Origin of the sequence: Candidatus Spongiisocius sp., from assembly GCF_965221825.1 — a bacterium.
Lineage (GTDB): Bacteria > Actinomycetota > Acidimicrobiia > Spongiisociales > Spongiisociaceae > Spongiisocius.
This window is the reverse complement of sequence record NZ_OZ244917.1, coordinates 2,420,168-2,442,723: the sequence shown is the minus strand read 5'-3', so window position 1 is coordinate 2,442,723 and position 22,556 is coordinate 2,420,168. Positions and strand designations below refer to the sequence as shown.

At 63.4% G+C, this 22,556-nt stretch carries 19 protein-coding genes; all 19 read right to left on the bottom strand.

Translation table 11 applies throughout. The annotated features are described in order from the left end of the window. Window positions 1–44 precede the first annotated feature (44 nt). The 19 genes from ACOQPD_RS11440 to ACOQPD_RS11350 all read right to left on the bottom strand — a co-directional run bounded on the left by ACOQPD_RS11440 (window position 45) and on the right by ACOQPD_RS11350 (window position 22,347). On the bottom strand, window positions 45–278 hold the full coding sequence (locus tag ACOQPD_RS11440) for a type II toxin-antitoxin system HicB family antitoxin (protein ID WP_420612082.1): 234 nt from the start codon (window positions 276–278) through the stop codon (window positions 45–47). A gap of 947 nt (window positions 279–1,225) precedes the next feature. Next, on the bottom strand, window positions 1,226–3,265 hold the full coding sequence (locus tag ACOQPD_RS11435; protein WP_420612081.1) for a hydantoinase/oxoprolinase family protein: 2,040 nt from the start codon (window positions 3,263–3,265) through the stop codon (window positions 1,226–1,228). After that, complete coding sequence (locus tag ACOQPD_RS11430; RefSeq protein WP_420612080.1) at window positions 3,262–4,227, bottom strand: ABC transporter ATP-binding protein; 966 nt, start codon at window positions 4,225–4,227, stop codon at window positions 3,262–3,264. Before ACOQPD_RS11430 ends, ACOQPD_RS11435 begins: the two co-directional genes overlap by 4 nt. Next, a complete protein-coding gene (locus ACOQPD_RS11425) occupies window positions 4,224–5,183 on the bottom strand; it encodes an ABC transporter ATP-binding protein (RefSeq protein ID WP_420612079.1) in 960 nt (319 codons plus the stop codon). The genes ACOQPD_RS11430 and ACOQPD_RS11425 overlap by 4 nt, the downstream gene beginning before the upstream one ends. Next, complete coding sequence (locus ACOQPD_RS11420) at window positions 5,180–6,010, bottom strand: ABC transporter permease (protein WP_420612078.1); 831 nt, start codon at window positions 6,008–6,010, stop codon at window positions 5,180–5,182. Before ACOQPD_RS11420 ends, ACOQPD_RS11425 begins: the two co-directional genes overlap by 4 nt. Further along, on the bottom strand, window positions 6,007–7,050 hold the full coding sequence (locus tag ACOQPD_RS11415) for an ABC transporter permease (RefSeq protein ID WP_420612077.1): 1,044 nt from the start codon (window positions 7,048–7,050) through the stop codon (window positions 6,007–6,009). Before ACOQPD_RS11415 ends, ACOQPD_RS11420 begins: the two co-directional genes overlap by 4 nt. Window positions 7,051–7,267: 217 nt before the next feature. Continuing rightward, entirely contained in the window at window positions 7,268–9,127 is a 1,860-nt protein-coding gene (locus tag ACOQPD_RS11410; RefSeq protein WP_420612076.1) for an ABC transporter substrate-binding protein, read from the bottom strand. Window positions 9,128–9,292: 165 nt separating this feature from the next. Continuing rightward, on the bottom strand, window positions 9,293–10,321 hold the full coding sequence (locus tag ACOQPD_RS11405) for a sulfite oxidase (RefSeq protein WP_420612075.1): 1,029 nt from the start codon (window positions 10,319–10,321) through the stop codon (window positions 9,293–9,295). A 164-nt stretch (window positions 10,322–10,485) separates the two neighbouring features. Continuing rightward, entirely contained in the window at window positions 10,486–11,184 is a 699-nt protein-coding gene (locus ACOQPD_RS11400) for an SDR family oxidoreductase (protein ID WP_420612074.1), read from the bottom strand. 27 nt (window positions 11,185–11,211) lie between these two features. Beyond that, window positions 11,212–12,078 (bottom strand): DUF1028 domain-containing protein, encoded by an 867-nt coding sequence (locus tag ACOQPD_RS11395; protein WP_420612073.1) that lies wholly within the window; start codon window positions 12,076–12,078, stop codon window positions 11,212–11,214. Between the two features lie 57 nt (window positions 12,079–12,135). Next, window positions 12,136–13,803, bottom strand: a complete 1,668-nt coding sequence (locus tag ACOQPD_RS11390) for a DUF885 domain-containing protein (protein ID WP_420612072.1) — start codon at window positions 13,801–13,803, stop codon at window positions 12,136–12,138. 73 nt (window positions 13,804–13,876) lie between these two features. Further along, window positions 13,877–14,734 carry an amidohydrolase family protein gene (locus ACOQPD_RS11385; RefSeq protein WP_420612071.1) on the bottom strand — a complete coding sequence of 286 codons (858 nt, stop codon included), beginning with the start codon at window positions 14,732–14,734 and terminating at the stop codon, window positions 13,877–13,879. Between the two features lie 183 nt (window positions 14,735–14,917). Continuing rightward, window positions 14,918–16,138 carry an amidohydrolase family protein gene (locus tag ACOQPD_RS11380; RefSeq protein ID WP_420612070.1) on the bottom strand — a complete coding sequence of 407 codons (1,221 nt, stop codon included), beginning with the start codon at window positions 16,136–16,138 and terminating at the stop codon, window positions 14,918–14,920. Between the two features lie 73 nt (window positions 16,139–16,211). Further along, on the bottom strand, window positions 16,212–16,586 hold the full coding sequence (locus ACOQPD_RS11375; RefSeq protein WP_420612069.1) for a PPOX class F420-dependent oxidoreductase: 375 nt from the start codon (window positions 16,584–16,586) through the stop codon (window positions 16,212–16,214). A gap of 63 nt (window positions 16,587–16,649) precedes the next feature. Beyond that, entirely contained in the window at window positions 16,650–17,549 is a 900-nt protein-coding gene (locus ACOQPD_RS11370; protein WP_420612068.1) for an ABC transporter permease, read from the bottom strand. Next, the gene (locus ACOQPD_RS11365) at window positions 17,542–18,480 is read right to left on the bottom strand and encodes an ABC transporter permease (protein ID WP_420612067.1); all 939 of its coding nucleotides are present in this window, start codon (window positions 18,478–18,480) and stop codon (window positions 17,542–17,544) included. The genes ACOQPD_RS11370 and ACOQPD_RS11365 overlap by 8 nt, the downstream gene beginning before the upstream one ends. After that, the gene (locus ACOQPD_RS11360) at window positions 18,477–19,538 is read right to left on the bottom strand and encodes an ABC transporter ATP-binding protein (protein ID WP_420612066.1); all 1,062 of its coding nucleotides are present in this window, start codon (window positions 19,536–19,538) and stop codon (window positions 18,477–18,479) included. Before ACOQPD_RS11360 ends, ACOQPD_RS11365 begins: the two co-directional genes overlap by 4 nt. A gap of 181 nt (window positions 19,539–19,719) precedes the next feature. Then, a complete protein-coding gene (locus ACOQPD_RS11355; RefSeq protein ID WP_420612065.1) occupies window positions 19,720–20,733 on the bottom strand; it encodes an ABC transporter ATP-binding protein in 1,014 nt (337 codons plus the stop codon). 54 nt (window positions 20,734–20,787) lie between these two features. Continuing rightward, window positions 20,788–22,347 carry an ABC transporter substrate-binding protein gene (locus tag ACOQPD_RS11350; protein WP_420612064.1) on the bottom strand — a complete coding sequence of 520 codons (1,560 nt, stop codon included), beginning with the start codon at window positions 22,345–22,347 and terminating at the stop codon, window positions 20,788–20,790. Window positions 22,348–22,556: the final 209 nt, after the last annotated feature.

Genomic DNA, 22,556 nt, shown 5'->3' with positions numbered 1-22,556 from the left:
CGCCGCTGGGCACCATCCGAGCCGCGTTCGCTCAGCAGTCGACCTTAATCCGCCCACGACAGGTAGGGATGGGCGGGTTCCCGGTTTGTAGGTACCTCGGCCCAATCGGCCAGCGCCTCTTCCAGCTCGTGGATGGCAGCCTCCCGGGTGGACCCGCAGGCCCAAGCGCCGCGGCAGACCGGAACGGTTGCGAAGTAGCCGGGAGGGTCGCTGATAGCCTCCACTTCGGCGTTAGCGATCGTCACCATGGCCCATCGAGCGATCTTGGGGGATGTCATAGTCCCGTAGTTTGTATTACGATATCATTCAGAGACAACGGTGATCTGTCAGCTATTAGCCTTGGTAAAGGCATAAGGGGCAGGTGGCCCATGTATCGTTATCTGACGACCGGACCTGGGAGGACACAGACGGCTTCGGCACATGGGTGTTGCCGTTGCCCTGACGAGGGAGTTAACGAGATGACGAAGGTGCGGACTGAACACGATGTCCTGCGAAAGGCTCACGCTGGCTTGACCCGTGCATACACGGACCTATACGAACTACTGAACGAGATAGTCCCACCGGCGACAACGCCCCTCCCCGCCGATCAGGATGTACCGGCGCGCTCATGGCCACAGGAAGCCATCACCGCTTTCACCGTGGTTAAGTCAGCATACGACGCCGTTGAGAGTGCCCAGCTACAACTGTCGCGTCTCCGCCATGAACGACCATCGAACGGGAGCGAACGAGGAAGGCGAGCCAATCGATTGCTTACCCTCTTGGATAGCAGACCGTCGATAACCCGTGACGAGGTAAAGGGCCTCCTCGGATGGGACGACAGTATCGTGGATGAGGCTATCCACGACCTAGCGGAACTTCGTAGCGAGCCCGCGGCCTCCCTATGATCGCCGAGATCCCCACGCACGTAGTTTGGGCACTATGGATCACAGCCGGTGGCACGCTCGCGGACGTGGTAATCCGGCTCGTGGGGCATCGGAGCAAGGCAACCTTGAACTATGCCCAGGCACACGAAGCATCCTCACAGGCGGCTTTGAATCAGCAACAAGCCGAACTCTTGGGTAGACAGGTCAGTTCAGGAATAGCCGCCGAGCTACACGAGAAAACGCGAGATATCCGTTAAACCGCGGCCGATGCCCGCAGCTGAGAATCCACATCGCCGTCACCATCATTTGACAGCCCTCCCCTGAGCGAATCCAGGGCTGCGGTCCGTGCTGACCAGAACGGACTAGATCGGTGGGGCCTTGATCACCAGGCAGCCGTACTCGTCGATGGTGGCGGTGCCTTCGGGGGGGATGACGGTGGTGGCGGTGGCTTCCTCCACGATGGCGGGGCCGGCGATGGCATGGCCGGGTACGAGGGACTCCCGGTGGAAGCGGGCGGTGGGGTAGGAACCCGACGCGAACAGGACCGGGGTGGTCTTGGACGGCGCATCGGAGGGGTGATCGGGGCGGTATCCGGGCTGGAGGAGGGGACGTCCCACATCGCCGAGGGCGGTGAGCCTCAGGTTCACGGTCTCCAGCGAGGCCTCCGGGTTGGAGTGGCCGTACCGGGCGCGGTAGGTGTCCTCGAAGCGTCGGCGCAGGGCCTCGAGATGGCCGTCGGGAGATGGGGAAGAGCCGTTGGGGAGGGGGACGGTGAGGGTGTGCTCCTGTCCCTGGTAGCGCATGTCGAGGCGCTGGATGAGGGAGATGCGGTCGTGGTCCACCCCTTCTCCGAGCAGGCTGGAGACGGCTTCCTCGCCGAGATCGGCGAAGCGGGCCTCCACTTCGGTGGTGTCGAGGTCGGCGAAGTCGCGGAAGAAGGCCTCGCTGAAGTCCTGGCGGACCGCCGACTGCAGCATGCCCCAGGCTGAGAAGCCGCCGGGGTCGGGGGGGACGATCACCTCGGCGATGCCCAGCTCCTGCGCGAGCGCCACGGCGTGCATGGGGCCGGCGCCTCCGAAGGCCACCAAGCTGAACTCCCGCGGCTCGATGCCGCGCTCCACGGTGAGGGTCCGGATCGCCTGGGACATCTTGGCGTTGATGACCTCGATGATGCCCAGCGCCAGCCTCTCCCCGTCCAGCCCGAGCCTTGCGCCCAGGTCCTCCAGGGCTTGTTCGGCCGCATCGACGTCGAGGGTGAGGTTGCCGCCCAGGAAGTATCCGGGGTCGATCCTGCCCAGGTAGAGGTTGGCATCGGTGACGGTGGGCTGGGTTCCTCCCCGCCCGTAGCAGGCGGGACCGGGATGGGCGCCGGCGCTCTCGGGTCCCACCCGCAGACCTCCGGCCTCCAGGTAGGCGAGCGATCCGCCGCCGGCCCCGATGGTGTGGATGTCCACCACCGGCATCAGCACGGGGAGGCCCTCCAGCAGGGCGGAGGGGGAGCTGTCGGCGTGCCCGGCGGTGATCAGGCTCACGTCGAAGCTGGTGCCGCCCAGGTCGATGCAGATCAGGTTGGGCCGGTCCAGGATCTCGGAGAGGGCCACCCCGCCCGCCGCCCCGCCCACCGGGCCGGACAGGAGGGTCTGGAGGGGCCGCTCGGAGGCGGAGCGGGCGGAGATGACGCCTCCGTTGGACTGCATCACCCGCAGGGGCGCCTCCATGCCCCGGTCATTGAGGCGGGTGGAGAGGTCGGCCATGTAGCGGGAGACGGCGGGGGCGATGTAGGCGTCCATCACCGCCGAAGCGGTCCTTTCGTACTCGCGCCACTCGGACGCCACCTGGTGGGAGAGGGATATCGACACTCCGGGGAGCAGGTCCCCGAGTATCTGAGCGGCGGCCAGCTCGTGGGACGGGTCGACGTAGGAGAACAGGAAGGCTACGGCCACCGAGCGGACGTCCTCCGACCGGATGCGCTCGGCCGCCAGGCGCAGGTCCTCGTGGTCTAGGGGGGCCAGCTCGTTGCCCTCGCAGTCGAGCCGCCCGCCGATAGGGATGATGTCCCGGCGCGGGATGAGCGGGACGGGCTTGCGGTAGCGGATGTTGAACATGTCCAGGCGATTGCCGCGGGCGACGTGGTAGATGTCGCTGGCGCCCCGGGTAGCCAGGAGGATTACCCGCTCGCCGCGCCGCTGGAGGAAGGCGTTGAGACCCACCGTGGAGCCATGCACGAAGGACTCGACCCCGGACGGGTCGTCGACCACCAGCCCGAGCGCGTCCATCACCCCTCCGGCCAGGTCCTCGCTCCGGCTGGGCGCCTTGGCGGTGGTGTAGCGGCCGAGGTCCGGGTCGAACACCACCACGTCGGTGAAGGTGCCGCCGATGTCGGTTGCTACCCGGAGCTTCAAGTCCGCTTCCAGCAGGCGGCGCGGTGGCCGGCGCCGATGTCGACCAGTTGCTGGGGCGTGCCGGCGCAGACGTCTTCGGAGATCGGGCACCTCCCGTAGAGGGGGCAGCCGGGGGCCCGGTCCAGGGCGGAGGGCTGCTCGCCGACCAGGTAGACGTGGTCGGTCTTGTGAGCGGGGTCGGGACGGGGGGCGGCTCGCAGCAGCGCCTCGGTGTAGGGGTGGCGGGGAGAGGCGAATATCTCGGCGGCCGGACCCGACTCGACCACCTTCCCCAGGTACATGACGGCCAGGTCGTGAGCGATGTAGCGGACCACCGACAGGTCGTGGGAGATGAACAGGTAGGAGATGTCCATCTCCTCCTGGAGGGACTGGAGCAGCAGGAGTATCTGGGACTGGACCGACATGTCCAGGGACGAGGTGGGCTCGTCCAGCACCACCAGGGCGGGCCTGGTGATCATCGCCCGGGCTATGCCCACCCGCTGGGCCTGGCCGCCCGAGAGCTCGTGGGGGTAGCGGCGGGCGTGCTCGGGGCTGAGGCCGACCCGCTCCAGCATGTCGGCCACCCGACCGGTGGCCTGCTTCATGGTGAGGTGCTCGTGCAACAGCAACGGCTCGGCTACGGTCCGTCCCACCGTCTGCCAGGGAGAGAGGGAGTCGTAGGGATCCTGGAAGACGATCTGCATCCGGGCCCGGATTTCCTCCAGCATCGCCCCTTTCATCCCGGTGATGTCGGTGTCCTCGAGAAGCACCGTCCCCTCGGTGGGCTCGAGCAGCCTCAGGATCAGCCGGGCCAGGGTGGTCTTGCCCGATCCCGACTCCCCCACCACCGCCAGGGTCCTCCCGGCGGGGATGGAGAGGGTGACATCGTCGACCGCCTTGAGGTCGGCATGCCGGAAGCCGCCCGTCTTGATCTTGAAGACCTTGGTGAGGTCCCTGACCGCCAGGGTGTCGACGGCGGTCATCTCGGGACCATCCCGGTGTCGATGGGGTGGTGGCAGAAGGCGACCTGTCCGGCCCTGGCGACCCGGGGTGGCTCCTCGTCGAAGCAACCCGGCCCGGCCCGGAAGCAGCGCGGGGCGAAGGCGCAGGCGGCCAGGTCATCGCCCGGATTGGGGACCCGTCCTGGAACCTCTCTGGGCGTGCCGCCCGAGTCGAGCGAGGTGGCGATGGATACCAGCCGGTTGGGGTAGGGATGCAGGGCCTCTCGGTACATCTCGGCCGTGGCGCCAACGTTCACCACCCGCCCGGCGTACATGACCGCCACCCGGTCGCAGACATCGGCGACCACCCCCAGGTCGTGGGTGATCAGCATGCCGGCCGCATTGCGCTCGGAGATCACCTCGCCCAGCAGCCTGAGTATCTCGGCCTGGATGGTGACGTCTAGGCCGGTGGTGGGCTCGTCGGCGATGATCAGCTCGGGCTCGCCGGCCAGGGCGATGGCGATGCACACCCGCTGGCACATGCCGCCCGACAGCTCGTGGGGGAACGACCGGTAAACCCGCGCGGGGTCGGTGATGCGCACCGAGCGCAGCAGGTCGAGGGCCTCGCGCCTTGCATCCCGCCTGCCCATGTCCCGGAGGCGGCGGAGGGTGGCGGACAGCTGGTTGCCGACCCGGAACACCGGGTTGAGGCTGCCGCGGGGCCGCTGGGGCACGAAGCCGATCCGGTGACCGCGGGCCTCCTGGCGCGCCTTGGGGGGAATGAAGTCCTGCCCGGCGAAGGCGCAGGTGGCGAAGGAGGCGGTTGCCTTCGCAGGCAGCAGGTCGAGGATGGAGCGGGCGGTCATGGACTTGCCGGCCCCGGTCTCCCCCACCACGCCCAGGATCTCACCCGGCCTCACTTCCATGTCCACCCCGCGGAGGATGGGGAGGCCACCGATCGCCACCTCGAGGCCCCGGACTTCGAGGAGGGCGCTCATCGTGACTTCCTCCGCGTGGGCTCCACGAGGTCGGCCACCGACTCGCCGATGAGGATCAGGGAGAAGGCGGTGATGGCGATGGCGATACCGGGGAAGACGGGTATCCACCAGCTGCCTCCCCGCCTCATCTCGGGTATTCCTTCCGCGATCATCGCTCCCCACTCGGGCTCGGGAAGCGGCACGCCCAGGCCGATGAAGCCCAGGGCGGCGGCGAGCAGGACCGCCCAGCCGCAGCTGACCGCCGCCTGCGTGACCACCGTGCCGACCGTGCCGGGGGCGATGTAACGCACCAGGATCTTGGACCGCGAGTTGCCCACCGCCCGGCCGGCCTCCACGTAGGCGTGCTCGCGGAGGGAGCGGACCTCAGCCCGCACCAGGCGGACGAAGGTGGGCACGCCCACGATCCCGATCACGAGGATGAGGTTGCGGACTCCCTGACCGAGGGCGGACAGGACGCCGATCGCCAGCACGAGAGCCGGGAAGGCCTGGACCACGTCCAGGCAGCGCATGGTCACCGAGTCGCCCCACCCGCCGACATAGCCGACCAGCAATCCGATCGGGTGGCCTATGGCGATGGAGAGAGCCACCGCGGAGACTGCGATCAGCAGGTCGTGGCGGGCGGCGTAGACGACCCGGGCGAAAACGTCGAAACCGAGGCTGGCCGTTCCGAACCAATGGTCCGCCGACGGCGGGACGAACTGGTTGGTCAGGTCGATGGCCAGCGGATCGTTGCGGGCGATGAGCGGGGCGAAGACCGCCACGGCCACCATGAACCCGAACATGGTCAGCCCGATGATCAGCCGCGCGTCGTACTTGCGGGCGGTCACTTCAGCCTCACCCTCGGGTCGATCACCGACTGCACCAGGTCGACCGCCAGGAACATCACCGTGTAGGTGACGGCGGACAGCAGGACATAGGCCTGGATGGCCGGGTAGTCGGTGTTGATGAGGGAGTTGTAGCCGTACAGGCCCACTCCCGGCCAGGAGAACACCCTCTCCACCAGCACCGCACCGCCGATCATGTATCCGGCGATCAGTCCGGCCATCGTCACCGCGCCCGGCAGCGCATTGCGGAGAACGTACTTCAGGTAGAGCGGCGCCCCCCGCAGGCCGGCGGCACGGCCGAAGGCGATGTAGTCGGAGTTGAGCACCGACAGGGTGGCGTTGCGGGTGAGCCGGAGGATGGGGGCGACGGCCGGGAACCCGATCGCCACCATGGGCAGGAGCAGGTGCTTGACCGCCGTCCGGAATGTCTCCCAATCGCCGCTCACCAGTGAGTCGATCACGTACAGGCCGGTGGGGCCGTCAGGGGGCGTCGCGCCGATCGGCAGGCGTCCCACCGGTCCGGGTAGCCATTCGAGGACTATGAAGAAGATCAGCAGGAGGATCATCGCCAGCCAGAAGTCGGGGACCGCTACCCCCAGGGTCGAGATGAAACGGCAGAACCTGTCGAGCAGCTTGCCCTTTCGCACCGCCGCCCATACCCCTAGGGGCAGGGCCACGACCAGGGCGAACAGCATTCCGGCGGCCACCATCTCGATGGTCGCCGGCAGCCTGGCGCCCACGTCCTGGGCGACCGAGAACCCGGTGCGTATCGACTCGCCGAGGTCTCCACGGATGAGCCCGCCTTTCCCGGATCCCCCCAGACACGTGTCGCCGATCATATAGACGCAGTACTGCACGGGCAGCGACTCGTTGAGTCCCAGCCTTTCCCGGATGGCCTCCACCTGGGCCTCGGAGGCGTTGATGCCGGCGTATTGCCGGGCCGGATCCCCGGGAAGGGCATGGGAGACGATGAACGCGAGCAGGGTGACCCCGATCAGGATCGGGATGAGGGCTGCCAGCCTCCGGGTCACGTAAGAGAGCATCGTCTTCTAGGTGGTCAGTGGCCGGTGGCCAGTGATTGGCGATAGTTCGGTTTACCGTTCGGCAACATCCTCGTGGATCCGATCCCTCGGAACCCCTCCGTCTAGTCCGTACCTTCCCAGCCATTACATCACCGGACGTCCCCACATGGGGAAAGCCGCCGGGCCAGCGTACCGGCCCGGCGGCTTGTCCGGTGTTCTAGAGGTTACTTCCAGGTGATCAGGCCGACTTGGTCACGTAGTAGTAACGGTTGATCTGATCGGGTCGCCAGATGAAGCCCTGGACTTCCTGGCTGGACGCCACGATGTGGTGCGGCTCGGCCAGCCACACCGCGGGTGCGTCGGCCAGCATGATCGCCTGAACGTCGTGGTAGAGCTGGGCCCTGGCCGGATCGGCCGGGCTCAGGAACTTGGCGGCGTTCAGCTTCTCGGTGACCTCCGGGTTCTCGTAGTTGCTCCGCATGGCGAAGGCGTTGGGCTCCCAGAACAGCTCCATGTGGTACTGGGGCTCGTTCACCCAGGAACCGGAGCCGAAGTAGAACAGGAAGAAGTCCATCGGGTTGATCCGGTTTCCGTCCTCATCCTGTGCGAAGACGTTGTCCCGGAACTGCCCGGAGTCCAGCCTCACGATGTTCACGTCGATCCCGATCTGGGCCAGCGACGCCTGCACCACGATTGCCAGTTCCGGAGCGAAGGCCAGCGTGCCGTCTATGTACAGATCGGCGCTGAAGCCGTCGGGATAGCCCGAGGCGGCGAGATGCGCGCGGGCCTCGTCCAGGTCTTGGCTGTAGAACGGGGCGTCCGGGTTGTACGACGGAGTGGTCGACGGGATCGGCCCGCCGCCGCGGCTGGCAGCTCCGAAGTAGACGCCTTCCAGCACGTCATCGTACGGGTAGGCGTACGAGATCGCCACCCGCACGTGCGGGTCGTCGAACGGAGCCCGGGTCGGGTTCATGTACATGACGGCCTGGTTGTTGCCACCCACCGTGGTGACCTTCACGCCCTGGTCGCGGAGGTCAGGTATGGCGGTTACCGGCACCGCCTCGGCGAAGTCGATCTCGCCGGCGGTCAGCAGGGCGGCCTGCTGGGCGGCGTCGGGGATCACCCGCAGGATGATCCGCTCGGCCTGGGCCGGTCCGAGGAAGTAGTCGTCATTGCGCTTCAGCACGATCTCCACGCCCGGTTCCAGCGACTCCAGGTAGAAGGGGCCGGTGCCCACGTCGTTGGTCTTCAGGTGTTCATGGGCCCACGGGTCGTCATCGGTCGCATGGGCGATCAACACCTCCGAGTCGTACACCGTCACTCCGGCGTTCGACAGCACGTGGAGCGGGAACGGGGTGGGCTTGTTGAAGTCGAAGCGGATGTGGTAGTCGTCGATGACCGTGATGGCGGCCTCGATGTCGGACTCCGAACCTAAGTCGTACAGACCGATCACGGCATGGTCGAACCAGCCGCCCGCGTCCAGGTAGGCCGCCCGCAGGAAGCTCCACCGGACGTCATCGGCGGTCATCTCGTTGCCGGTGTGGTGGAACTTCACGCCCTGGCGAAGGGTGAAGATCACCGAGGTGCAGTCCTCGTTGAAGTCCCAGCCCTCTGCCAGCAGACCCTGGGGACGGGTGGAGTCCGCCACCAGCACGCCGTCGGCGTTCGGAATCAGATGGAAGGTGGTGAGCTGGTCGTACATGTTGGCGACCATCTCCGAAGCCCGGGCTTCGAAATTGCGCCGCGGGTCGATGGTCGAGACATCACCGCTGATGGCCCGCACGATGGTCATACCGTCCACCGGAGCGACCCCTCGGGCCGGAGCGGCCTCGGACTCGGGAGCACAGCTACCCTCACCGCCGGCCAGTTCGGTTCCCGTCAGCTGGGTGGTGGTAGTCACCTCTGCGGCCGCGGTAGTGGTCGTTTCCTCAGCCATAGCGGCAGTAGTCGTCGTTTCCTCGGCCATGGCGGCCGTGGTGGCAGTCGTGGCTGCTGCGGTAGTGGGAGCCGCTGCGGGTTCGGGGTCATCCCCTCCACAGGCGGCCGCAACCAGCGCCATCGCCAGCAGGGCTGCTATCCATACACGAGATCTGATCATGTCTCCATCCCTTGCTTCTCTGTGCTCTTCCCGGTCCCGGCGGGTAGCCGCATCACGGGCCGACTACCTGCGAGAACAGCCGCCCGTTAACCGGGCGGACATCCGTAGGCAACCATAGCGAACGGGATGGAACGCCGACCAAACGTCTACGCGTCGACTAGACGTCTACGCCTCCAGGCCGGCGACCACGAAAACGCGCACATGTTGGACCCAGTTGGCTTCGTACGTGCGAACCGGCTGGGCGTCCATGGGTTGCGAACGACCCTCCGAGTCGACAGCCCTCACCACGAAGTCCAGAGGGCCCACCTCATCAACCTTGCGTGTCAGGCTCCAGGTTCTCCAGCTGTACGGTCGCGCCTCGTGGCCCAGTTCGGTGGGCTGCCACGTCCGGCCGCCGTCGAAGCTGATGTCGACACTCGTCACGTCGTTCTCACCCGCCCACGCGAGCCCCGAGATGGGAATGTCACCAAAGAGGAGCCGCTGGCCATTCGAAGGGGACAGGACCAACGATTTCACCCCCATCTCGCGTACCCGCCGTCCGGCTTGCAAACCCGCATCCGTCGACTGGGCTCTGTACTTGTGATCGTCGTAGAAATGGCCGAGGGGTGTAGTTCTCGCCTCGATGGATCTGAGCCACTTCACCGAATCCATGCCGTACCAGCCCGGCACCACCAGCCGGACAGGGAACCCGTGCTCTCGAGGCAGCGGTTCACCGTTCATCTCGTAGACGAGCAGCGTATCGCCGTCAAGAACCTTGGCCCTCGGAATGCTCCTCGTATAGCAATCGATCGGGACCGGCTCATCAGGGTCCTCGCCGCCGTCATAGCCTCGGAAGACGAACTCCGTCACCTCGGGTGGGATCGCGTTCTCGAATAAGGTCGCGACCGGAACGCCTCGCCAGACTGCCGTCCCCACCATGGATCGCATGTGGTGTTGGTGCCGGTCGGCGCCCCTGCCGTAGCCTCCATTGCCCGCGCACTCCAGAGTCACGGTCAAGGTCTTGGATGGGAGACTTCTAAGGTGGTCGAGCGAAATGGTTGTGTATTCGACGCCGATTCCCTCTAGATACAGGCGCCACTCATCATCAGATAGTACGGGCCGGTCTACGAAGTGATCTCTGACGAAGAACAAGTGGTTCGGTGTGATGAACTCGCCCAGTTGTGAAACTCGCGGCTGGCTGAGCTCTGCGCTCACTCGAGAAATCATCAAGCCGTCGGTCACCGCTCCCTCATGGTAGCAGGCTGGTGCTTCTGACTCCCTTCGACCGTCTCAGCAGTGCCACTCCGTTCATCATCGACGGATGTTTTTGACCTGGGTTAAGGGCCTGCCAGGGAAGATACTGCGGGTATTATCCGTCGTTAGAAGACGTCAAGGGAACCTCCATGCATGGCGATCATTCCATGCCGGATGATCCACAGCGCCAACTCTGCAATGCCTTCAGGTGAGATCGAACTGGCCCGGCGCAGCCGGTATTCCTCTCGCTCCTCGGCGGTCAACATCGGGGTGGCGAAATCAGTGTCAACGAGACCGGGACTTATGGCGACGATCCTGAAAGCGTCGTCCTTGAAGTCTTTGGACACCTGCCTGCAAAGTCCCAACAAGCCGGCCTTTGCGACACTATACGCGAATCTATCCGAAGACCCGAGAGCACCGGCTCCGGACGCTATATGGATGATCCCGGCCCATGAACATGCGCCGGTTTGGAGGGAGCGAACGAGTGCTTGGGTGATGAAGTAGGCCGATCGTAGATTGATGTCAATGGCCCGATCGAACTCCTCAGGTGTTACGTCTACTATCGTGCCCCGGCTTGGCGTGCCCACGGCATTCACAACCGCCACACTGCCCCCGTTTGCCGACCGGAGTGCGCCCGAGAGTCCCTCCTGTACTTCAACCGGATCGCATGCATCCAGTTCGAGGACTTCGAACTCGCCGTCCGCCCGGGGAACCTTGTCAAAGCCGATGACCTGGAAGGATTGGTCCCGGGCCAGGTCGGTGACCGCCCTGCCCATACCGCCGGCCGCACCGAATACAACGATCAGGTCGGGGGACAGCACCATCTCAACTCCTCGGCCGGAGTCCGGCGTTCAGATAAGGGAGCCCGAGCCGGCGCGATTGCGGAGGACGGTCAGGACTTCGCTGTCGATCGAGTCGCCATGAAAGCGTCCGGATAAGTACTCGTCGATGGCCCATGCTTCCAAGGCGGCAATCACCGCATCTTCGGCAGAGGTCTCCGGCGGATATCCGATCCGGTCTAGCAGCATCGCGACCTCACCCAACACGTCTCCTTCGAGTGGAATCGCACCCGGCCCGTCACTCTGCACCAGGTGGACAGCTCTGATATCGGAGAGGCGTATTAGCTCTAGCACCGGATCGTGGTGGTCATCGACCCTGAGGTTCGTATACTCGTCGCTGGCGCCTTCTTCGTAGGCGCCCTCTTCGGTAACGATCAGGATCGCAGAACTCTGGCGTCCTCTCCGGTCGCCGCCGGCGCGATCGCCGGCCAGCAACGCCGCAAGCATCCGGCGCTCGAGTAGGTCCGACTCGTCTGTTGCCAGCCAAGCCCTTTCCATCGCGGCGATCACACCAGGACCGGAAAGGAAGTTCCCTTGAATGGCATAGCCATCACCCACCGCATGGCCGGCCCAACCGTTGCAGTCCTCTCCGGTATGGCTGCTGGCGCGCCCCATCGCGTCCACAACCCCGAGCTGCCGGTACTGTTGCTGGTCGTCGTCTTTCACAAGACTCCTCACAACTTCCTCTGCTGAGGCCCCGGAACTAAGCAGGGCGAGTCCGCGTTCCCGGTATGTGAGATTACATTTGGCCTGGGTTGCGACCGCTCCCACGTTCACTTTGGCGGCAGGTACGGCTCGTCCGACTGCAAGACATCTCGAGGCCACCGCAGACCCCCACCATGCACCGTCTGCACTGCGAGCTACTATCGAAAATGTCACCGTCTACACGCTAGCACGGCCGGATGTTGCCGGCTTTGCCCAGGCGAAGGTATTTGCTCACGCACCACGGCCCTGTTCTAGGTCTCTTGCAGGGCTGTCGCCTGTCAGCTCTTCATCCAGGAAGGAAAGCGGAACAGAACCGTACGACAGCAATCGATCATGGAAACTCCTCAACGAGGCGCCGGCATCGTACCGTGCTCGGAGGTCGTGAATCGCGGTCCGGCCCATGAGGTAGGACGAAGGGTACGTAGGATTCCCGTACCGGATGTATCTGGTGATTTCGCCCTCGGCCATGTGCCGGTCAAGGGCGACCTCCTCTTCCAACAGTCTGGTTGCTTCGGCGAAACTCATATTCCTCGTATGGAGGCCGGTGTCTATTACCACGCGAACGGAACGCCATAGAGCATTACGCAGCTTGAAGAGTCTGACCGCCGGGTCGTCGAACAGGCCGGTCTCGTCCAACAGATCCTCTGTATAGAGACCCCAACCCTCGGCGAATAGGGGAGACACGAAATAGCGGCGAATCGGCGATGTCTCGGTCGCCAGCTTGTGATGGACGCGCTGGAGATGATGTCCGGGATACGTCTCATGGCCTGCGATCGACTTGCAGAACGCGTAGCAGTTATCACGCATGTGCTGCGATCGGCGATCAGAGGGCGCGTCCGGGTCGATGGGCGTGATCAGCCATTCACTGACGAGACCCGGCTCGAAGCCAGGGCTCGGCGACATGACGGCGATCGGCAAACCGACCCGCAAGTACTCCGGGAGCCATCGGACGTGACACACCTCGCCATCCGGTATCGAGATCAGATCCTTTTCGACGCAGTGATCGTGGGCTCGCTCCATCTCACGCGCGTAGGCATCGGCGAACCCTTCCGGTCGGGGATGATCTTGCTTCACCCGGCTCACCTGTTCGGTCCAGTGGAGATCGGGATCCAAGGACCTCGCATAATCCTCCAACCGGGCACGGTCCTGCTCTACCCGGTCCCTCCCCCACTCGAACAACTCCGAATGGTCGAGAGGGACACCGTGATATGTATCGAGGAGAAAGTCGAAGTACGCCGCACCGGCCCGAAAGCTTCCCTTGGCTGCGTCTCGCAGCACGTGGAGCGACTCGGAGAACTCTGCCACAGCTGTCGCCGCCCCCTGCGCAGCGGCCGAGAGCGGGGTTGTGATCCGGCCTTCCAGCTGACCGGCAAACATCGGGACCGAGGTCCCGAAGAATGTCTGGAGACCATCGGCCACCTTGATCGTCATGTCGACGTACGGGCGTGGGAGGTCAGGTGACCCTAGGAGGCGCCGTAGTGCTACCAGGTAAGCAGGGACTGCTTCGAGCCGTGACAGGAGCGATTCGGCCCGTTCGTGGACGGGCGCGAATGGACGCTCCATGAGCAGAGATGCCCCGTTACCGAGCCGTTCCAGATGCCAGTACGGTGACCGCTCCCAGAATCGTGTCTCCACGAGCTGGCGCGCCTTCACCTTGGCATCGGCAATGGCGACTCTCGCATCCAACTGACTCGGGAAGGGCAGCGAGGAGGAATCGACACCTTCCAGGCGAGCCACGAGTCCATGGAGATCTCTCAGGTAATCGTCGGCGACGTCCGGTCCGAACTCGCCGAGCTCCGAGTCCCACGTGTGCACTCCCACCTGGGTGGCAGCCACGGGATCGGCCCGGAGCACGGTCTGAAGGTACTCCTCGATGACCTGATCCAGCGATTCCGTCAACCTAGAACCTCGCAATCGACACGTTCAGCCCGCGGTCGGAGACCGCGAGCCACAAAGGGATCTTCGTGCCTGGCTAGAGGCCCAGTATCCGTGCGGCATTCTCGCCCAGAGCCCGATTGAGAATCTCATCGGAGTCGAAGGGCAGCGCTCGAAACTGCTCCACGCTCTGCCCGAAGGGCCTCACCGGGTAACTACTTCCGAACAGCAAGTTGTAGCTCATGAAGTAGTTCGCTGATCTCACGTACTCGTGAGAGCCAGGAGTGTTGGGCATGTTGAGGTAGAAGTCCGGTATCAGGTGGACGTTATTGGTCTGGAAGACCACGCTGCAGGCGAGTGTCGTCCAGGGCCAGTTAGCGTGCGGCACGACGATCGTCAGGTCCGGGAAGGCGAGGGCCATCCGCTGGACGTGAATGGGGTGGCAGTACGACATATCCGGACCCAGGAAGATACTGCTGGTGAGGGATGCAATGAGCCCGAGGTCACTGCACAACTGGTATAGCGGCATCAATTTGGCATCGTCGTTGTGCAGCGGCGGATCAGAGAACCCGTTGTCAAAGCAAATGCCTCGAAGACCCAAGCTGTGGCACTTCTCGATCTCCTCCAGAGCCTCTTTTCCACGATTGCCATCCACACCGCCGAAGCCGACGAATCGCCCGGGATACTCCTTGACTATCGCGGCAACGGTGTCGCTGCTGACCGTACCAAACGGTGATGGAGACTGCCGGCCATGGACGACTCCTACGTCAATTCCCGCCTCGTCCATTTCCGCAATGAGATGGGTCATGGATAGCTCAGATCGTGACTTGTATTCCGGCAGGTTGAGGGACAGACCGTGCGCTTTGACAGGATCGGGGTTGGGGACTCGAGGGCTGAAGATGTGCAGGTCCGTAAAGTCCCTGTAGGGGGGTCGTATCCTAAAGTCGACAATCATTAGAAATCCTTCCTGTTCCGCCAGAGCCATGCAGATCTAGGTGCGATAGCGCCGACCAATCGTAATGTTGAAGTGTACCATGTGCTGCTCAATGATGAGTCTCTGTGTGGAGTCCTTTCTTATCGATTAAGGGTTTGGCGAAAGAGTTGTCGTCTGTTGTGTTAGTTACCAGACAAATACCTCTCACCGTTGCCAAGACGGCGCCCAGTGCTCCGTGCCTTCTCCCTTCAGGACGCGGCCGAACGCCATGACGAGAGCCGGATCACGCAATACCCTCGGATTGTCGAGAGGGGACCCTTCGGTGAGGACGATGTCGGCAGCGGCGCCGGGCTCGGGCAGGCTCTCAGGCCCGAGCCCATTGAGTTCACGACCGCCGATCGTGGCAGCGTGCAGCACGGTCAGCCTGTCAAGGCCCACTTCCTCCAGGAGTTCCATCTCCCGGTGCAGGCGAGGCCCGATCGGGTTCAGGTCTGCCCCGACAGCGATCCGAACGCCGGCCTCCAAGCAGGCTTCGAGACCCTCCCGGTGACGTTGAATGGAAGCTGCTGCCCGATTCGCAGCGTGGGAAGGCCACCCGTCCTCAGAAATGAAGGAGGAGTCGTGAGTCACCCCGATCGTGGGCACGAGCCAGGTTGAGGCCTTCGCCATCGAAGCAGCTGCCTGCTCGTCCAGCGCATAACCGTGTTCGACCGAGCGGCCTCCCAATCTGGAGAATCGCATTGCCTCCTCACTCCCACCGCAATGGGCGGCCACCGGAATGCCGCGCTGGTGGGCCGTCCTCATCAACGCCTCGATCTCCTCATCGGAGAACTGTCCCCCGTCCACGGTCTCGTGCTCGCTGTAGAGACCCCCGGTCAGCGACGCCTTGATCCAATGCGCACCACGAGAGACCTGATGGCGAACGGCGCGTGCCACCTCGCTCGGGCCGTCCACCGTCATCGCCCCCTTCATGCGGACAAACTCACGGGGATACGCCACCCCATGGCCACCGGTGGTCTTGAGGGCGCAGCCCGAGCCGCGGAGTCGGAGTCCCGGAGGAACACCCGCCTCGTGAGCGCGGCTCAGCACCAGATCGATGTCGTCGCATTCTCCTACCGATCGCACCCCCGTGATCCCCATCCGAGCGGCCTGGGCTAGGTTCACACCCGCCCGGATGGTGCGGGCGGCGGGCGCCTCGAAGTATCCCTGGGCGTCCGGGTCGTACATCAGACCGCCGACGTGGGCGTGGCAGTCCCACAGGCCGAACATCCCGGTCAAGCCCGATGCGTCAATCGTCAGGTCTGCCGACTCACTTGACGGATCCGCTAGCACACCGCCCCGGACAAGGATGTTCCTCTCGCTGTGCTCCCCCGACGAGGTGTCCAGCCAGCTGACCCCTTGAATCCTTACCGTCGACACCTTCATACTCCCGCCACGTTCCTTTCCTTGCCCCTAACCGCCTATTCCCTGAATCAGCCGCGTTACCTCGAAGGATCGACTACGACAAGGGGCGGATCCGGAGGATGACGCGCTCGCTCTCGATGATGCTGCCGTCGTACAGCCGGCCGAAGTACTGGAGAGCGAGCTTGTCGATGTGTTGCCTGGCCCGGCTTCCCCCGATCGTCTCGACTACCTCTCCCCTGATCTCGACATACTCGTATGGATCGTCATGCTTCCATATCGCCACCGTCACCCGCGGGTCTCTCTGTATGTTCTTGAACTTCTGCCGATGTATCTCCGTATTGATCAACAGCGTTTCATCGTCACAGTCGACCCACATAACCTGACCAGCCGGCTGACCGTCTGCCAGCAACGTCGTGAGGACCGCAAAGTTCGGGCCCTCTGCGAAGGCCTTTACCTTCTTGCTAAGCACGGGAACTGTCTCCTGCTCGACAAGACCCGCCGTGCGAAGCCGGCCCCACCTCGCACCTCATGCTCACACCGCCTTGGCGGATCTGCTGTCGAAGGCGTCGCGCAGGCCGTCACCGACGAAGTTGAAGGCCATCACCGTGAGGAAGATCGCCAGACCCGGGAAGACCGTCAACCACCATGAGATCTGCAAGTACTGCCTCCCGTCAGCGAGCATGCCGCCCCAACTCGGAGTCGGCGGCTGCGCTCCGAGGCCCAGGTAACTCAGAGCCGTCTCGAGCAGGATGACGAAGGAGATCGAGAGTGTGGCGATCACGATCAGCCCGTCGGAGATGTTGGGGATGATGTGGCGCACGAATATCCGGAGATCGGACGCGCCCGAAGCCAGGGCGGCCTTCACATAGTCCCTGTGTTTGAGCGACAGGACCTGGCCCCTCACATACCGGGCCGTAGTCCGCCAGTAACTCAGGGCAATGAACAGCACCGTATGTCCCGTGCTAGCGCCGAACAGAGCCACCAGCATGATCAGGAGGAACAGAGGGGGCATCGCCATGAGGAGATCGACTATCCGCATCAGGGGACCATCAAGCAGGCGGTAGTAGGCCGCGAGGATGCCGACCGTTGTGCCTATGAGGATGATCAGTGCCACCGTGGCGAAGGCGACAAGGAGCGACACCCGCGCGCCATAGATCATCCGGCTGAAGCTGTCCCGTCCGAAGGCGTCGGTCCCCAGCAAGAACTCTCTGCTCGGGGGCTCCAAGCGCCTCGGTAGGTCCTGGACCACGGGATCGTACGGCGCTGCCAGCGGCGCGAGTATCGCGACGATGATGAGAACGGTGAGAAAGGCCATCGCCACGACTGCCGGACGATTGCGGCTATACCGCCATGCGATTCTCTTGAACCGGCTCTCCGAGCGGATCTGACCAGGTGCGGCAGCTGCTGGACTCGCCAAGCGCTCACTAGACATAACGGATCCTCGGATCGATGTAGGTGTACAGGATGTCGACGATCAGGCTGAAGATCATCACGAACGCGGCCGTGAAGATGGTCAAGCCCAGGATGACGGGATAGTCCTGGCGGATCACAGCCTCCCATGCCAGCTGCCCCAACCCCGGCCAGACGAAGATCGTCTCGACCACGATCACGCCCGAGAGCACTCGGGCCATGGACAGACCGATCACGGTGACCAGGGGGAGAATGGCTATGCGCAGAGCATGATGGATCGTGATCCGAGTCGGAGTCAAGCCCTTGGCCGCGGCAGTCAGGATGTAGTCCTCCGCCAGGGAATCCAGCATGGACGATCGCACCACCCGGGCATACCAGGGCACAGCCGAGAGCCCTAGGACGGCCACCGGCATGACAAGGTTGAGGGGAGCCGCGAAGAGGCCTTCGCTCCCGGTCCCGAAAGCGGGTAGCCATCCCAGGTGTACGGAGAAGGTCAGCATTAGCAACAATGCGAACCAGAAGTCAGGCATCGACAAACCGAAAAGGGTTGCCGTCGTTATCGTATGATCGAGTCTCGAGTTCCGTCTGAGTGCGGAGATCACGCCGGCCGGCAGGGCGATCACCACCGAAACGGTCAGCGCGAGCAGCTGCAGCTGCAGGGTGGGCCACAGCCGAGAGAGAATCACCTCTGTGACGGTGACCCCGTACGTGAACGTCTGTCCGAAGTCACCGCGTATCGCGGCCCCCAGCCAGGTGAGGTACTGCCTGACCGGGGGTTCGTTCAGCCCGAGCTGCTCGCGAACCGCCTCGGCCTGCTCTTCGGTGTAGTGGTCGGTGAGATAGAAGCTCTCGGGACTGCCGGGCGCCAGGTGCATCATCGTGAAGATGAAGACGCTCAACAGGACCAGCAACGGGATGATCTGCGCTATGCGATTGACGATGAAGCGGGTCATCGGCGGACTCCGCTCGCCTGAAGTTCCGGGAAGTGGCAGGCGCTCGGATGCCCGACGCCGAGGGTGTCCACCAGTTCCGGAGAAACCTCCGCACAGGTCGGCTCTGCCTTCCAGCAGCGCGTGCGGAATCGGCAACCCGAGGGCGGATCGGCCGGATCGGGTATCTCCCCCGTAAGGATGATCCTCTCATCGACGTCGTCGGCCTTGGTCGGGTCCGCACTTGGTATCGCGCTCAGTAGAGCCTGGGTGTAGGGGTGGGTTGGCCGGCTGAAGACCTGGTCCACGGTGCCGTACTCGACGATCCTGCCCAGGTACATCACCGCGATCCAATCGGAAACATGATGCACGACCGCGAGATCATGGGCGATGAACAGATAGGCCAGCCCCATGGCCTCCTGGAGGTCCCCGAGCAGATTCGTTACCTGTGCCTGAACCGAGACATCCAGGGCACTGACGGGTTCATCGAGTACCAGGAGCCTTGGCTCGAGTGCCAGTGCCCGTGCAATGCTGATGCGCTGCCTCTGCCCTCCGGAGAACTCGTGGGGGAATCTGGCGGCGTCGCCGGCATTCATCCCCACCTTCTCCAGTAATTCGTGTACCTTTCTCTCGCCCTCGCCTCTACGGCCATAGGCGCCATACACTCGCAGAGGCTCGGCAATGATCTCCTTGACCGTCATCCTGGGATCCAGTGACGAGTAAGGATCCTGAAAGACGATCTGCATGTTCCGCCGGATAGGCCGCATACTCCGCCTAGACAGTTCCGCCAGTTCCTTGCCCTCGAACACGATGCTGCCGGACGTAACGTCCATTAGCCGGGTGATGCACAGCGCCGTTGTGGACTTCCCACTACCGGATTCGCCGACCAGCCCGAGAGTCTGCCCGGGATAGATCGAGAAGCTCACATCGGTCACCGCCTGGATCATCGCCTCCGGGCGCCCGAACAGGCCCTTACGCACGGGAAACGTCTTCGTCAGGTCGCGCACGGTCAGGAGCGGGGAGCCCGAGCGCGGACCCGCCTCCCCGTTGACTGCTTCGGCGCGATCTGAGGGACGTTCCATCGGCACCTGCTTCCTAGTGGTCTGTCTGGGTAATGGCGGTGTGGTATGGCGTCGGCAGCGGTGTTCCTCGCAAGGCCCGCTGACGAAGGCGTACCCGCAGCGGTACGTTGAGGAAGCGGAACGCAGCGACGGGACACCGATGACCGCCAGAACACACCAAGCTGTTTCGCAGACAGACCACTTAAAGCTCCTCGAAGAAATGGCACGCCGAGAACTGATCCTCGCCGCACTGTCTCAAGGACGGCCGTGATTCCCGGCAAGGATCGCGGTCCCCGGAGAGTCCACACCTCGGTTCAAAGGGACAGCCGGCCAATGCTTGGAACATCTGAGGCGGAGAACCGGGAATCGTCGGTAATCGTGCCATCTTCTTGTCGATCTGCGGCAGGCTCGACAGCAGTCCCCTGGTGTATGGGTGGCGCGGCGAGAGCAGCACTTGCTCCACCGGGCCTTCTTCCATCACCCGTCCTCCATACATCACGATCACACGGTCGGCCATCTCCGCGATCACACCAATGTCGTGTGAGATCAGAATCAGGGCAGCACCCGTTTCTGCGGTCACGTTTCGCAGCAATTCAAGCACTTGCGACTGGATCGTGACATCGAGAGCAGTGGTGGGCTCGTCCGCGATCAAGAGCTTCGGCCTGTTCGCTATCGCCATGGCGATCATGGCTCGCTGCTTCATCCCGCCCGAGTACTCGTGCGGGTACTGCTCGTATCTGATTCGAGGGTTAGGGATGCCGACAGACTCGAACAGGCCTTCCACATGTTGCCGTACACGGTCAGATCCCATCTTCCCGTGGGCGAGGCTCACTTCAGCCACCTGACGGCCGACTCCCAGCACCGGATGCCATGACGAGGAAGGGTCTTGGAAGATCAGGGTGATGTCCTTGCCGCGAATCTCCCTCATTTCCTTGGCAGTGAGTTCAAAGAGATCTCGACCTTCGAACAGCACCTCCCCGGTGACGCTGGCTCCTGTCGTGTAGACATTGAGCAAGCGAAGAACTGCCAGGACCGAAACACTCTTGCCCGACCCGGACTCTCCGACGATGCCGACTATCTCACCTGGATGGACATCATAAGAGATACGGTCCACCGCTCGCAGGGCACCGCCTTCGAGTTCGAAGTCGACTGCCAGGTCCCTTACGGACAGCAGAGCCTCCGCTGACCGAGAGGGCCTGGCAGCCTCCTCCTTCATGTGATGCAACGCACCTTCTCAGGTTGCCGCACTCATACGAGCTCGACTAGACCTCTACTCGTTTACCTTCCACTCACGGACATCCCAGTACATCCGGTTGTTGGACGGGAACACGTCGGTGAGGAGGTCCGAGTTGTACAGGACAGTGCCGGGCGGGCTGAACACGGGCACGAACGGCGTATCCGCCGCCAAGTGCTCCTGGATCAGTGAGTAATGCGCCTTCCTTTCATCGACGTCGGTCGTGAGCAGCGCAGCCGTCAAGGCCTCGTCGATAGCACTATTGGAGTAGTTCATATGGTTTTCGGGCTCACCCGTCCCGTAGTTCTGTCCAATGATTGCCGGATCCGGGAAGCCGGAATGGAGCGACATCACGGCGACATTGAAATCGCCGTTTCTCACGGCTTCGATAAACTGCGGCCACTTAGCCGTTTCGATGGTGACATCGATACCGAGCTTGGCGAGTTCCGCCTGCGCATAGATCGCCAACCCTTCACGGTTGCTATTCCCATCGTTATAGAAGAAGGTCAACTCAATGCCTTCCCCGCCCGGATAGCCCGCTTGAGCAAGCAACGCCGCCGCAGCGTCGGGATCATAAGGGGGCATCTCAACGCTCGAGTCGAATGCCCAGGAATTGCTGATCAGGAAACCGTCACGTACGGTCGCATACTGCCCCAGGAAGTTCGTGACAAAGGATTCCTTGTCAATGGCCATCGCGATTGCCCGCCGGACGTCCGGATTGGCAAGAGCTTCATGGCTCTGGACGTTGAACACGAGACCGTCTAGCTGTGCCTTGTCATAGGTCGCAACGTCAATGTGTGGTAAGGCGACCATGCGATCAATGTCGCCGGGTGGTGTGCGGTCCATGGCATGAGCCTGTCCCGTTTCCATCGCGACCAGCATGGTGTTGACGTCCTGGATCCCCCCGTGGTGCACGGTTTCGATACAGCCACGATTCGGTTGCCAGTAGCCATCAAAGGCCTTGAAGGTAGTCTTCTCCTCCGTCCACTGGACGAACTCATACGGCCCGCTGCCTATCGGATGCAGCGAGAACGGGTGATCCGCTCCGATGGGGCCTTCCCCTTCCAGCAAGTGCTTCGGGAGAACCTTCAGTACCTCCCTGACCGAGATTGCCATGAACGAGGCGTCGGGCTTAGCCAGCGTGATCGAAATCGTGTGGTCGTCATGGACTTCCACACCCGCGACCTTGTCGGCGGTGCCGTCTGTGTACGCGTCGGCTCCGACGATATTGGCCAGCCTCGGCCGCCATTGGCCCAGGAAGCCGGGTGCCAGGATGCTCTCGATCGTGAACTCCACATCCGCGGAGGTGAGCGGCGCACCGTCATGGAATATGACGCCTTCCTGAAGGTGGAAGGTGTAGGTCAAGTTGTCATCCGAGATTTCCCACGAACGTGCCAACTCGGGAACGATCTCGGCGGTGTCCGGATCCACATCGATCAGGAGATCGAAGATCAGATCGGTCCTCCAGTACCCGGTCGTATCGATAGCGAGCAGGGGATTGACCGTATTCCGGACGTTCGTCTGGTTGATTATGGTCACTTCGGACCCGGGTTGGATACAGGATGCGGCTGCGACCGCCGCCGCAGTCGTCGCCACGGCTTGCGTGGTTGCCGTAGCTCCATCATCGGTAGCAGGAGCCGCAGTGGTAGCAGGAGCCGCAGTAGTAGCAGGAGCCGCAGTAGTAGCAGGAGCCGCAGTTGTGGGAGCCGGATCATCGGCGCCTCCACACGCCGCCGCGAGGAGCGCGAGAACTCCAAGGCAGATTGCGAGTCGCCTCCGATATGAGTACCTATTATCTGAGTGTT